At 33.7% G+C, this 13,977-nt stretch carries 12 protein-coding genes; all 12 read left to right on the top strand.

Going from position 1 to position 13,977, the window contains the following annotated elements:
• Positions 1-97: 97 nt before the first annotated feature.
• The 12 genes from Q0K76_RS08435 to fmt all read left to right on the top strand — a co-directional run bounded on the left by Q0K76_RS08435 (position 98) and on the right by fmt (position 13,865).
• A complete protein-coding gene (locus Q0K76_RS08435) occupies positions 98-592 on the top strand; it encodes a gluconokinase, GntK/IdnK-type (RefSeq protein ID WP_363322445.1) in 495 nt (164 codons plus the stop codon).
• Between the two features lie 48 nt (positions 593-640).
• Entirely contained in the window at positions 641-2,446 is a 1,806-nt protein-coding gene (edd, locus tag Q0K76_RS08440) for a phosphogluconate dehydratase (protein ID WP_294614281.1), read from the top strand.
• Between the two features lie 210 nt (positions 2,447-2,656).
• Positions 2,657-5,455: a sigma-54-dependent transcriptional regulator gene (locus tag Q0K76_RS08445; protein ID WP_294614284.1), complete on the top strand. Its 2,799-nt coding sequence runs from the start codon at positions 2,657-2,659 to the stop codon at positions 5,453-5,455.
• A gap of 103 nt (positions 5,456-5,558) precedes the next feature.
• On the top strand, positions 5,559-5,981 hold the full coding sequence (locus Q0K76_RS08450) for a PTS fructose transporter subunit IIA (protein WP_294614287.1): 423 nt from the start codon (positions 5,559-5,561) through the stop codon (positions 5,979-5,981).
• 1 nt (position 5,982) lies between these two features.
• On the top strand, positions 5,983-6,468 hold the full coding sequence (locus Q0K76_RS08455) for a PTS sugar transporter subunit IIB (protein WP_294614291.1): 486 nt from the start codon (positions 5,983-5,985) through the stop codon (positions 6,466-6,468).
• Positions 6,469-6,492: 24 nt separating this feature from the next.
• Positions 6,493-7,239, top strand: a complete 747-nt coding sequence (locus Q0K76_RS08460; RefSeq protein WP_294614294.1) for a PTS sugar transporter subunit IIC — start codon at positions 6,493-6,495, stop codon at positions 7,237-7,239.
• Position 7,240: 1 nt separating this feature from the next.
• Positions 7,241-8,113 carry a PTS system mannose/fructose/sorbose family transporter subunit IID gene (locus Q0K76_RS08465; RefSeq protein ID WP_294614297.1) on the top strand — a complete coding sequence of 291 codons (873 nt, stop codon included), beginning with the start codon at positions 7,241-7,243 and terminating at the stop codon, positions 8,111-8,113.
• 233 nt (positions 8,114-8,346) lie between these two features.
• A complete protein-coding gene (locus Q0K76_RS08470; protein ID WP_294614300.1) occupies positions 8,347-9,474 on the top strand; it encodes a DgaE family pyridoxal phosphate-dependent ammonia lyase in 1,128 nt (375 codons plus the stop codon).
• Positions 9,465-10,205: a KDGP aldolase family protein gene (locus Q0K76_RS08475; protein ID WP_294614303.1), complete on the top strand. Its 741-nt coding sequence runs from the start codon at positions 9,465-9,467 to the stop codon at positions 10,203-10,205. The genes Q0K76_RS08470 and Q0K76_RS08475 overlap by 10 nt, the downstream gene beginning before the upstream one ends.
• A gap of 244 nt (positions 10,206-10,449) precedes the next feature.
• Entirely contained in the window at positions 10,450-12,327 is a 1,878-nt protein-coding gene (locus Q0K76_RS08480) for an SLC13 family permease (protein WP_294614306.1), read from the top strand.
• A 90-nt stretch (positions 12,328-12,417) separates the two neighbouring features.
• Complete coding sequence (locus Q0K76_RS08485) at positions 12,418-12,774, top strand: hypothetical protein (RefSeq protein ID WP_294614310.1); 357 nt, start codon at positions 12,418-12,420, stop codon at positions 12,772-12,774.
• A gap of 128 nt (positions 12,775-12,902) precedes the next feature.
• A complete protein-coding gene (gene fmt / locus Q0K76_RS08490; protein ID WP_294614313.1) occupies positions 12,903-13,865 on the top strand; it encodes a methionyl-tRNA formyltransferase in 963 nt (320 codons plus the stop codon).
• Positions 13,866-13,977 lie beyond the last annotated feature (112 nt).

Consider the following 13,977-nt stretch of genomic DNA (forward strand, 5'->3'; position numbering starts at 1 on the left):
AAAGTAATAAAGTAATAAAGTAATAAAGTAATAAAGTAATAAAGTAATAAAGTAAGGACTCGAAGTGACTAAAAAAAGTAAACAAGTTTTTGTATTAATGGGCGTGTCAGGTAGTGGCAAATCAGCGGTCGCAAAACAAGTTGCTTATAATCTTGACGCAGCATTTTTAGATGGCGACTTTTTACATCCTAAAGCAAATATTTTAAAGATGCGCAGCGGAACCCCATTAAATGATGAAGATCGGATGCCTTGGCTTCATTTAATTAGTAATGCAGCATTTGCAATGAGCAACGTAAATGATGTTTCAATTATTATTTGTTCATCACTAAAACGACAATATCGAGATATTATTCGTGGTGAAAATGAAAATGTTCACTTTGTGTACTTAAAAGGAAGCTTTGAAGTTATTGCAGATCGTTTAGCAAAACGTAAAGGGCATTACCAAAAAACAGGCATGCTACAATCACAATTTGATACTCTTGAAGAACCAATGTCTGATGAAAAAGATGTTTATACCATTAATATTGAACAATCATTAGAAGGTGTTGTCCATGACACCGAAGAAACGATACGTGCAATATGTCATTGCTAATAATATAAAAACAAATAAAAAATAATAAAGAAAATCCAAGAGGTTAATGTGAATCCTACCGTTCAATCTGTAACACGTCGTATTATTGAGCGTTCTAAAGCTTCTCGTGAAGCTTATTTACAAAAAATAGAACGCGCCATGTATCAAAAAGTCACCAGAGCCAGTTTACCCTGTAGTAATCTAGCACATGGTTTTGCTGCCTGTTGTATTGATGAAAAAAATGATTTAAAAAATATCCTTAAAAGTAATATTGGAATCATTAATTCATACAATGATATGCTTTCAGCGCATAAACCTTATGAATTCTATCCTGAGCAAATTCGTAAAGTCTTACATGAAGCTGGTGCTGTTGGCCAAATGGCTGGTGGTGTGCCGGCAATGTGTGATGGAGTTACTCAAGGTGAACCGGGTATGGAGCTTTCATTGATGAGTCGTGATGTAATTGCAATGTCCGTTGCAGTTGCCCTTTCTCATAATATGTTTGATGGTGCTTTATATTTGGGCATATGCGATAAAATCGTACCCGGTCTTTTTGTGGGTGCATTAACCTTTGGCCATTTACCTGCGATTTTTATACCAGCCGGCCCAATGCCTTCTGGATTACCAAATAAAGAAAAAGTTCGCATTCGCCAACTTTATTCGGAAGGTAAAGCATCGCGTGAAGATTTGTTAGAATCAGAGTCAGCTTCTTACCATACCAGTGGCACTTGTACTTTTTATGGTACGGCAAACAGTAACCAAATGGTTATTGAATTAATGGGATTACATTTACCCGGAGCTGCGTTTGTTCATCCTGAAACCGCATTACGTTTTGAATTAACTAATGCCGCTGCTAAACAAATTACTCGCCTAACTAACCAATCTGGAAATTATATGCCTGTAGGTAAAATGGTTGATGAAAAGGTAATTGTAAATGGTTTAGTTGCCTTACTGGCCACAGGTGGTTCTACTAATCTCACCATGCATATTGTTGCTATGGCTAAAGCGGCGGGCATTATCATCAATTGGGACGATATTTCAGATTTATCAACCGTAGTACCTTTACTTTGCCGAATTTATCCAAATGGACCTGCTGATATTAACTATTTTCAAGCTGCTGGTGGAACATCGTTACTAGTGAGAGAATTATTAAATGGCGGTTTACTTCATGAAGATGTTGAAACCGTTGCTGGTCGAGGTCTAAGTCGATATACCAAAGAACCTATTTTGGAAAATGGTCAATTAGTTTTCCGTGAAGGACCAACTAAATCACTGGATGAAAATGTCATTGCATCAATGAAAAAACCATTCAACTCTCATGGTGGATTAAAAGTAATGTCAGGTAATCTTGGGCGCGCAGTAATGAAAACATCAGCGATAGCCCCTGAACATCAAATTATTGAAGCACCAGCAGTAATTTTCAATAGCCAATATGATTTAGATGCTGAATATAAAGCGGGTAAATTAAATAAAGACTGTGTTGTTGTCGTTCGCTATCAAGGCCCAAAAGCAATTGGCATGCCTGAGTTACATAAACTCATTACACCATTAGGTGTACTTCAAGATCGTGGTTATAAAGTGGCATTATTAACTGATGGCCGTTTATCTGGTGCATCGGGTAAAGTGCCAGCAGCGATACATGTTACCCCTGAAGCTTATGATGGTGGATTATTAAGTAAAGTGAAAAATGGTGATATGATACGAGTTAATGGTCAAACTGGTGAAATGACATTATTAGTTGACGTAGAAGAACTTGCTAAACGCGAACCTTATCCTTTTAATTTAGTTGACTCGCATCATGGTTTTGGTCGAGAACTTTTTACTGTTATTCGTGAAAATCTTACTTCAGCAGAAGAAGGTGCAGTTAGCTTTTAATCTAATCATTCTGCCGCAATGACGGCAGAAATGCTAATTGAAATATTAAGTTAAATACCTTAAATGTTATTTAATTTTGATATGATTAAAACTGATTTTTCATCACAATTAAAATCAACGTAAAACTATAAATCGCAATAGGTTAGACTATTGCCCTTATAATTATCTACTATATAATATTTAATACTCATCAAACTACAGTTATTAAAAATGAGTAAACGCAAGGAGATAGTTCATCAGGAGCTGATTCGTTTAACGAAAACCCTAAAATTACAAATTGCTAATGGAAACTTAACTAAAGTTACCGGCTTTGATGCCAATACAATTGGATTTAATTTAGGTATTGCGCGCAATTCAGTAAGTAAAGAACTCAATCAACTGAATGTAGCGGGTATGGTAATAAAAATAAAATCTCGTCCTGTTTATTTTCTAGATAAAGCAACCTATGAAAATATAATCCAACAAAAATTAAGCTACAATATTTATGATGAAGTAACACAATCACAACTTTTACCTCAAACTAAAAAAACACAACTTGATCCTTTTTTTCAGCTTATCGGTCATAACCATAGTTTACAAACCGCAGTTACAAAAGGTCGGGCAGCGGTACTTTATCCTAATGGACTACATGTGATAATCACTGGAGAATCTGGTGTTGGGAAAACCTATTTTGCAGAATTAATGCATCAACTAAGAGAGCAACAAGTTGGGCATACTGTTCCTTTTATCTATTTTAATTGCGCGGAATATTATAATAATCAAGAATTACTATCATCACATCTATTTGGTCATAAACAAGGGTCATTTACGGGGGCAACTCATCATAAAATCGGTCTTATAGAACAAGCTAACGGTGGTTTTTTATTGCTAGATGAAGTACATAGATTAAGCCATGAAAGCCAAGAAAAGTTATTTTTAATTATAGATAAAGGTCAATTTAATCCTCTAGGGTCAACGGATAAACCAACCAAAGTTAATATTCGATTAATCTGTACTACGACCGAAAATATTCAATCCAGTTTATTGCGTACTTTTTTAAGACGTATTCAAGTCAATATTGATTTACCGTCTATCGAGTCTCGTAGTTTAGAAGAACGAGCTGAATTAATTTTTCACTTTTTACAAATAGAAAGTAAAAAGATTGATCATATTATCTCAATTGATAAAGTTGTTTTAATCTACTTATTAACCAAACAACTAAAAGGAAATATAGGCCAGCTTAAAAGCGATATACAATCCTTATGTGCTCAAGGATGGACTGCCAATCTACATAAAAAATCTTCAACCCTAGTACTTGATAAGCAATTTATTGAAGAATTTTACTCCCCAACTCAAGAAGTCAATATACTTGCTAATGGATTATTTAATCATGAGCAATATATTGAAATATCTGAAATAGGGAATCAACAGTTAACAAATACTCTCACCGAATTAACCAACAAAGAAGATAGCGATCTATTTTATACTTTTATTACTCAAGAGTATGTCAATTTACGTAATAGTAATGTTTCTCCCCATGAAACTCTATCTATCTTAAAAAAGAAATTAAAAAACATTTTCGATTATGGGATTAATCAACAAAATCATAAACAATATATACATAATGAACAATTCGAAAAATATATTAATATCTTAACAGAGTATATTGAGGATATTTTAGGATTTTCCTTACAAAATCATCTTAAGAATTTACTATATAAACATTTTTTAACATTACTCACTTATATTAAAAAAGAGATGATCCCTAATCTATATTCATCTAGCTTGATTCTTGATCACTGTAAAGATGAATATGATAATGCATTATTAATTTGCAAACGAATTGAAGATATTTTTTATATTCAATGCCCTGCTACTGAAATTGTTTACTGGTGTTTATTCCTCAAAGAATGCCGTTTAAATCGACAAAAAAAAACCATTCCTGATAGTTATAAGGTTATATTTATTGCGCATGGTGATACAACAGCAACCAGCATGGCAAATTATGTTAATCGTATTTTAGAATATGAATTAATTATTCCAATTAATATGCCATTTGAACAATCTGTACATGATACGCTTGAAATTTTAATCGAAAAAATTAAACAATACCATTGCCAACAACTTATTTTAATTGTTGATACCGGATCTTTAGTACATTTTGGCAATGTTATTCATCAATTATTTAATATTGATGTTCTATTGCTGCATAATATTACCCTATCAACATTATTAGATTTTAGCTTAGATTTGACTTATGAAACTAAAGATTTTTATCAAATTGTTACGCTAATTAAAGAAAAAGACATTGATTATAAATTATGCGACCATCTGGAAGAAAATCACGAACAGGTTATGATGATATCGTGTATAACAGGTATGGGAACTGCTATTAAAATAAAAAATGTCATTGAGGAATGTTTTAACGATTTAATTAATAATACTCGTTTATTGGTTGTCGATTATCATGATATTCGTAGTCCTGAACGTTTACGTAATGTATTAAATAAAAAAGAGCATATCGTTGGCATTATTGGCACTTTCCAACCCGGGTTACCAGATATTCCGTTTATCTCGTTAGAAGAACTATTTTCAGAACAAGGTCCTGAACTAATTATTAGTCTATTAAAACCACAAATGAGTGAAAATGAGCGACAGTTAATGCTACAAAAGAGCACAATGAAATTTATTGGGGTTTTGACACTAGAAAGTATTATCAATCAAATTTCGGTACTAAATCCACAAAGAATTTTAGATGAAATGAAAGATGTTTATCATTATATCTGTCAAAAACTAGATTTATCTCCATCAAAACAAGTGACACTTCGTTTTCTTATTCACTGCTGTTGTATGGTTGAGCGTATTGTAATTAGTCGCAAACCGTTACAGATGGCAATTGAAAATCAAACTATTGAATCTAATTATGCTATATCTGTTATTAAAGAAGCCTTTTCCCCGATTGAAAATAGTTACACTATTCGTTTATCCGATGCCGAATTCTTATATATCTATCAATTACTTTACAATTAATATTTGATTTTTAACACAAAAAAACATTTATTCCCTCTTGCTAGATTTTTTGGCATAACTTTTGCTTATTATTTTGTAAGTCAACATTATAAGGAGTAAAAGTTTGAATAATTTATCATCTCAAATCTTAATACTTACCCATGGTGATTGGGGAAAACAGCTTAAAGAAAGTTTAAGTATGATCATTGGTCACATTGATGGTGTATTTGATATTGCGCTAATGCCTAATGATACCTTCAGTGAGTATTATCAAAAAGTTGAACAACAAGTTGCAAAGATGCCTGAAGGATCTTTAATCATTACAGATTTTATTGGCGGTACTACTTCTAATACAGCCGCCAGACTAAGTCTTGATTATAAAATTGGCGTTATTTCTGGACTTAGTGCTTTGTTATTAATTGAAGCTATCAACAAAAAAGATGAAGGGCCTTTAATTTATGTAATTAACGATTTAGTAGCAGTCGGACAGGGAAGTTGTAAAGATGTATTAGCCGAAATAAAACAGAAATCTAAGGAGAATCAATAAAATGGCCAAAATTGTATTATGTCGAATAGATAGTCGTTTAATCCATGGGCAAGTTGTAACTAAATGGGTTGGTCAATCTCAAGCTAATCGAATCGTTGTGGTAAGTGACGAACTTGAAAATGATCCTTTCATGAAAAACATCTACTTAATGGCCGCGCCACCTAATGTCAAAGTAGACTGTTTGGGTAACCAACATTTTGTTCAACTCTGGACAGAAAATCAATTAGGAGAAGGTAATGTATTAGTTTTATTTCCTAGTTTAACTACCGTTTGTCAGGCTATTGAAATGGGTTTTACCATTGATAAAATTCAAGTAGGTGGGCTTGGGGGAGGACCTAATCGTAAAGCTGTATTTCAAAATATTACATTAGATGATAATGATGTGAAAACACTAGAAAAAATAAAGCAATTTGGTGTTGATGTTTATTTCCAAACTATACCAGAAGATAAGCCTCAACAAGTTGATGATGTATTAAAAAAATACTAACTTATCATCTTATTAGGAGAAATTATGAGTACATTAATGATTGCAATTTGTATGGGGGTATATTATTGGTTTGCCCGTTTACGATTTGGTTACACATTTTCAGCAATGTTATTACAACCCGTTGTTGTCGCCATTTTTGTTGGTTTATTAACTGGAAATATGGCCGCAGCCATGATCATCGGTGCGGGCATGCAACTGGTTTATTTAGGTGTAACTTCAACTCCCGGTGGTAATGTTCCTTCTGATCCAGCGCTTGCCGCATGTATAGCAATTCCAATTGCTGTGCAAGCTGGAATGGATACTAATATGGCCATTGCCTTAGCTATTCCATTTGGTGTAATAGGGGTATTTGTCGATCAGTTACGACGCACATTAAATGCCATTTGGGTTCATATGGCAGATAAACATGCAGAACAAGCAAACATCGGCGGTATTATGCGTTGTGCATTTATCTATCCATCTATTTTAGGTTTTATTATTCGCTTTCCAGTTGTTTTTGCTGCTAATTTTTTTGGTCAGCCAGTAGTTGAAAAATTTTTAGCCTTAATGCCTACTTGGTTAACTCATTCATTTGAAATTATTGGTGGTATTTTACCTGCACTAGGTTTTGCCATTACCATTATGGTTATTGGGAAAAAGAATTTACTACCTTATTTTATTGGTGGATTTTTCGCGGTACTTTACTTAAAAGTCGATGTAATGGCTATGGCAATATTTGGAACCTGCTTAGCATTTTTAATAAAAAGCTTTGCAAATAAAGAGGATGCATGAAATGAATAATAACCAAGTCAGTTCTGATTTCATTGAAAACGAACTTATTGAAAAAGCTAAACAAAGTAGCCGATTAACTAAAAATGATCTTCGTAAAGCATGGCTTATTTATTATCTTGGCGCTGAATTATCTAGTTCTTATGAACGGTTACAAAGTTTAATATTTTGTGCATCAATGACGCCAATTATTAAAAAACTGTATAACACCAAAGAAGAACAAACTGAGGCTTTAAAACGTCATTTAAATTTTTTTAATACAGAAGCAACATTTGGTTCAATGATTCAAGGTATTGCAATTGCTATGGAAGAACAAAAAAGCTTAGGAGAAAATATTTCTGATAGTTCAATTACTGGTATTAAAACGGGTTTAATGGGACCTCTTGCAGGTATTGGTGATTCAATTATTTGGGCAGCGGTTATGCCTTTACTTATAGCATTATTTATCCCATTTGCTGCTAATGGTAATGCAATGGGTGGCGTTATACCATTAATTGTTTATCCAACCATTACTCTTATTTTAAGTTATGCCTTAATTAATAAAGGTTATACTGTTGGACGAGACTCTATTATAACCTTATTACAAGATGGCAAAATGAAGCAATTAATTTATGGCGCTAATGTTTTAGGGCTGATTATGATGGGAGCATTATCAGCAAATTATGTACATTTAACCACGCCTCTTGTATTTAGTACGGCAGAAGGAACTAAAGTGGTGGTACAAGAAATAATAGACTCGATAGCGCCAGGTTTATTACCACTATTTGCTGTATTTTCGATTTACTTTTATCTCATCAAAAAAGGGCCACGTTATACGACCATCTTAGTTTCAGTGGTAATTATCAGCGTGATTACTTCATTACTAGGGATATTGTAACTATTTGTATAAATATAATTATTTTTAATTACATTATTAATAATAAATAGTTAAGTTTATGTTTTGTTATCTTTAAAAAGCAATTTAGCTGATAAAGGTAACTTAATAAACATCATTAAATCAGGTGTTTTGTATCAAATAAATTTCACGTTGTGTAAATTCAAAATAGGTCAGGTATAAAACACTTCAAATAAATATATCATAACCATCATTAATCAATCTGAGAGATAAAGATGATATCTATATATGAAAAATATAACTTAAAAAAAGTGATTAACGCCTCAGGTCGTATGACAATATTAGGTGTATCAACACCGAGACCAGAAGTAGTCAATACTGTTTGTGAAGGCTTAAATGAGTATTTTGAAATAAAGGATTTAGTGGATAAAACAGGGCAATATATTGCTAACTTGCTAAATGTTGAAAATGCCGTAGTGGTGTCATGTGCATCAGCGGGTATTGCACAAGCGGTTGCCGGGGTTATTGTAAAAGATGACCTTGACCTGTTGATGAATTTACATTCATCAGATAAATATGTGCCACGTGAAATTATTGTCCCTAAAGGCCATAACGTTAATTTTGGAGCCCCAATAGGCACAATGGTTGGTTTAGGTGGTGGTATTGTAGTTGAAGCAGGTTATGCCAATGAGTGCAAACCGGAGCATATTGAATCGTTAATTAATCCTGATACGGCGGCGATTTTATATGTTAAGTCACATCACTGTGTTCAAAAAAGTATGTTGTCGGTAGCGCAAACGGCCAGTATTGCCAAAAAGTATAATATTCCACTAATTGTTGATGCGGCGGCAGAAGAAGATTTGCAAACTTATTATCAACAGGGAGCTGATTTAGTTATTTATAGTGGTGCCAAAGCGATAGAAGGTCCGACCAGCGGTTTAGTAATTGGTCGTCAACAAGCAGTTGAGTGGGTAAAACGCCAATCACAAGGTATTGGAAGGCCAATGAAAGTAGGTAAAGAAGGTATTTTGGGTTTAACAAAAGCCATTGAACTTTATATTACCGAGCCAAAGCAAGAAACCGGTCAACAGATGGTGGCAAAAATGACTCCATTTATAGAAAAACTAAATGCTATAGCCGGTATATCAGCTAAGGTCGTTTGGGATGGAGCGGGGCGAGATATTGCCCGAGCCGAAATATCGTTTGATGCAAAAGTGACAGGTAAGAGCGCTCAAGATATGGTACATCTGATGAAACAAGGTAAAATTGCCGTTTATTTTCGAGACTATAAAGCGAATGAAGGTAAAGTAGATGCAGATGTTCGTAGTGTAACGGGCGAACAACTCGATATTATTTACAACAAAATTAAAGCAATTATTCAAGGAGCAAGCTCATGCAACTGACCCCCAATTATTACAATGACCGTGTCTGTTTAAATGTTTTGGCCAATTCAATAGCTAATGCAAAAGCAATTTATGAAGCGGCACAAACCCACGTGGTGGTTGGTATTTTATCAAAAAACTACCCAGATAATAGTTCAGCGATTGCAGATATGAAAAAATATGCATTAGCAATAGATAATGCAATATCAGTAGGTTTGGGTGCAGGTGACCCGAATCAGTCCACGATGGTATCAGAAATTTCAGCGGAACTGCAACCGCAGCATATTAACCAAGTTTTTACCGGCGTTGCTACAAGCAGGGCACTTTTGGGACAAAAAGAAACGGTTATTAACGGACTGGTATCTCCGACAGGAAAAGTTGGTTTAGTTAATATTGCAACCGGGCCATTAAGCTCTCAATCTGCTGCTGCAATAGTACCGGTTGAGACAGCCATTGCTTTATTAAAAGACATGGGTGGCAGTTCGATAAAATATTTTCCAATGGGCGGATTAAAACATCAAAATGAATTTGAATATGTAGCCAGATGCTGTGCAGAAAATAATTTTTATCTTGAACCCACAAGGGGAATAGATTTAGACAACTATGGCGCTATTTTGAAAATTGCATTAGATGCAGGGGTGAAAAAAATCATTCCACATATTTATAGTTCGATTATTGATAAAGCATCGGGGGCAACTAAGATTAATGACGTAATTACTTTATTGAGCATTACAAAAAAATTAATTTCATAGTAAATGGTAATCACTATTTTTATTACTTACTCTGCTTCAATTTCTGAAAGTAATTCAAGTTTATTAATATTCAATTAGCAGTAATAATTATCAAAGTTCGAATAAATAAATGTCATAATTTTATACAGCTAAGTTTGATAAGACATATTCCCTATTGCAATAAATCAAGGTATTATGTCGAAAATCTAGTCGGCTTAATATAGAGTTACTTTCTGTGGAACAATCGTCATCAGGGGATAGTTTGGTGTCATCGATTATAGCGATTTTGCCTAATTATGTTATTGAGAATCATCCTCTCATTATTGTCTGCATATTATTATTAATTGCAATTGTGCTATTTTCATTCAGTAAGTTAAGAATGGATATTATTGCCTTGCTAACAATTATGGCAATTACTATTACAGGTATTTTAACGCCATCAGAAGCATTAGCTGGGTTTAGTGACCCCAATATTGTTTTAATTGCATTATTATTTATTATTGGTGAAAGTCTGGTTAGGACGGGTATTTCATATAAGATGAGCGAATATATATTGAAAATAGCCGGTAAAAATGATATTCGCATTATTATTTATATCATGTTAGGTGTTGCTTTGCTCGGTTCGATAATGAGTTCAACCGGTGTAGTAGCGATTTTCATACCTGTTGCCATTAGTATCGCAAACCATACAGGTATTCATATCAAAAAATTGATGATGCCACTTTGTATTGCGGCATTAATTAGCGGTATGATGACGTTGGTTGCGACAGCACCTAATCTTGTTGTCAATAGTGAACTTGACCGTTCTGGGTTAACCGAATTTAAATTTTTCTCCATTACTCCAATTGGTTTGTGCGTATTAGTTGTTGGAATTATTTATTGTATCCTTACTCGCAATTGGTTACTTACCGCTGAGCAATTAACACCAACAAATTCACAACCTAAAAGACGAAAAATCACAGATTTAATTCGAGATTATAAATTAATTGGACGCGCGCACCGAGCACAAATACTCGCCGGATCACCATTTGTTGGACGAACCATAGACGGATTACATTTACGAAGTGATCATGGCGTGAATGTGATTGGTATTGAGCGTTGGCGTAAATTTCATAAAGTCTTAATCCCAGTTAATGGCTCAACTGAATTTCGTGAGAATGATATCTTATTACTTGATATGTCTCACTCTGAAGCTGATTATCGTACTTTCTTAACCACCAATAATCTTGAACCGAAAATTTTACGCGGTGAATATTTTTCTGAGAAAGTCAAAGAAGTTGGTATGGCAGAAGTTGCGCTTTTACCAGAATCAACTCTATGTGGCAAAACATTAAATGAAATAGATTTTAGAAGTAAGTATTTTTTAACCGTAATTGGTATTTGGCGCAATCATGCACCTGTGGAAACCAATAACTTATTCCAGGAACGATTAGAAATGAGCGACACACTACTCGTGTGTGGTAACTGGGGTTCAATTCAAAAATTACAGACACGAACAAATGATTTTGTAGTATTGGATTTTCCTTCAGATATAGATGATGTTGCTCCTGCGGGTTCTCAAGCTTATGCAGCATTAATTAATCTTGCTATTATGATTATACTAATGGTAACAGGTATTGTGCCTAATGTAGTTGCTGCGCTTATTGCATGTTTATTAATGGGGGCAACGCGATGTATAGATATGAATAGTGCATATAAATCGATACATTGGCCATCTTTAATTTTAATTATTGGTATGATGCCTTTTGCACTAGCACTAAGTAAAACGGGTGGTATTTCACTCATATCTGATTGGCTTGAAATACATTTAAAATCTTATGGCCCATATATAGTACTAACATTTATATTTTTGCTGTGTTCAACCGTTGGGTTATTTATATCAAACACTGCTACGGCTATTTTGATAGCACCGATTGCCATTGATTTAGCAATAAAATTTGGTTATTCACCTTATCCCTTTGCAATGACAGTTGCAATTGCGACATCGGCATCATTTATTACCCCAGTATCATCACCAGTAAAAACCATGGTTGTTGCACCAGGCGGGTATAGTTTTGGAGATTTTGTAAAAATTGGCGTACCATTAACCTTTGTGGTTATGGCGGTTGATATTGCGATAGTTCCGGTATTCTTTCCTTTTTAAAAATTAACACTTTGTTATTGTAAGTAAATTATACACTTGATACTATAATAACTTTTTTAAAACAGATTAATATCAATTAGGTTGATATTAATGATAGATAGTAAAAAATTATATTTTATAAATTTAAGGAATAGGAAAAATAAAATGGGTAGTTTATTACAATGTATTGTCGCTTTGGGTTTATTAATAGCTTTATTTTCATTTATAGGTTTTTTGTTAATTCAGGTAGCTAAACTAAAAAGCAAATCAATTATCAATCAAATCAACTCTGGAAAAATGAGTGATGCTAAATTAACACGTCAATATAATAATTTCAAAAAATGGAAAGATAATAAATTAATAGCAATTCTCATGGCAGGCATTGCATTTAAATTATATATTAAAATGCAAAATATGTTATTTGATGCTTATAAAGAAGGCATGATTAAACGAAACCTTCCTTTATAGCTTTTCCAACTCTCTAGATAGTGAAAAAAGGCGTTATTAATTACAGATAACGCCTTTTTGATTAAAGATCATAACCAAAATATCAAGTATAATATCCCCTAATTTTTCAATTATGGATAACAATATTGATGTTAAATCCAACTAAACCATTAAATATTATTTTTGCCGGAACGCCTGACTTTGCAGCAACACATTTACAAGCATTAATTAATAGCGAACATAATGTCATTGCAGTTTTTACTCAACCGGATCGTCCGGCTGGTCGGGGTAACAAGCTGACAGCAAGCCCTGTAAAACAATTAGCAATTGAAAATAATTTGCCTGTCTATCAACCTGATAGTTTAAAAAAAGAAGAAAATCAAAAAATCATCTCAGCATTGAATGCTGACATTATGATTGTTGTTGCTTATGGTTTAATTTTACCTCAGGCGGTACTTGATATGCCAAAATTAGGTTGTTTGAATGTGCATGGTTCATTATTACCGCGTTGGCGTGGTGCAGCACCTATTCAACGCGCCTGTTGGGCTGGTGATACGCAAACTGGTATCACAATCATGCAAATGGATGCTGGGCTAGATACGGGTGACATGCTATACAAACTTAGTTGCCCGATAGAACCAACGGATACTAGTGCGTCACTGTATGAAAAATTAGCCAAATTAGGGCCTCAAGGTTTACTTGAAACATTAACATTAATCAATCAAGGTAAAATTAAACCGGAAAAACAAGATGAAAAACAAGTCACTTACGCAGAAAAGCTATCTAAACAAGAAGCAAAATTAGACTGGAATTTACCAGCTGTACAACTTGAACGATGTATTCGTGCTTTTAATCCATGGCCGGTGAGCTTTTTTGAAGTAAACGGAGAGATTATTAAAGTATGGCAAGCTCAAGTGATAGCTACTGAGCATAACAAACCAGCTGGCACCATACTACAATCTGATAAAAAAGGCATTTGCATTGCTACAAGTAAAGATGCTTTGAATATCACTCTTTTACAACCTGCGGGTAAAAAAACAATGCCCGCACAAGATTTTTTAAATTCTCGCAAAGCATGGTTTGCTGTCGGTCAAAAACTGAGCATTGAATAAAATTAATTAGAAATGATTAATCGGTAAAGCTAATTTCAATTAAATTTGATTACAAAAAATTTGTAGTCAAATTTATAGTGCATATCTATTCCATTCAATAAAATATAATAAT

The sequence above is a fragment of the uncultured Gilliamella sp. genome (assembly GCA_945271295.1).
GTDB lineage: Bacteria > Pseudomonadota > Gammaproteobacteria > Enterobacterales > Orbaceae > Gilliamella.

Excerpts from the sequence above, each read along its gene's own strand:
- Q0K76_RS08435 (WP_363322445.1), top strand. The coding sequence starts at position 98 with ATGGGCGTGTCAGGTAGTGGCAAATCAGCGGTCGCAAAACAAGTTGCT.
- Q0K76_RS08445 (WP_294614284.1), top strand. The coding sequence starts at position 2,657 with ATGAGTAAACGCAAGGAGATAGTTCATCAGGAGCTGATTCGTTTAACG.
- Q0K76_RS08455 (WP_294614291.1), top strand. The coding sequence starts at position 5,983 with ATGGCCAAAATTGTATTATGTCGAATAGATAGTCGTTTAATCCATGGG.
- Q0K76_RS08460 (WP_294614294.1), top strand. The coding sequence starts at position 6,493 with ATGAGTACATTAATGATTGCAATTTGTATGGGGGTATATTATTGGTTT.
- Q0K76_RS08465 (WP_294614297.1), top strand. The coding sequence starts at position 7,241 with ATGAATAATAACCAAGTCAGTTCTGATTTCATTGAAAACGAACTTATT.
- Q0K76_RS08470 (WP_294614300.1), top strand. The coding sequence starts at position 8,347 with ATGATATCTATATATGAAAAATATAACTTAAAAAAAGTGATTAACGCC.
- Q0K76_RS08475 (WP_294614303.1), top strand. The coding sequence starts at position 9,465 with ATGCAACTGACCCCCAATTATTACAATGACCGTGTCTGTTTAAATGTT.
- Q0K76_RS08485 (WP_294614310.1), top strand. The coding sequence starts at position 12,418 with ATGATAGATAGTAAAAAATTATATTTTATAAATTTAAGGAATAGGAAA.
- fmt (WP_294614313.1), top strand. The coding sequence starts at position 12,903 with ATGTTAAATCCAACTAAACCATTAAATATTATTTTTGCCGGAACGCCT.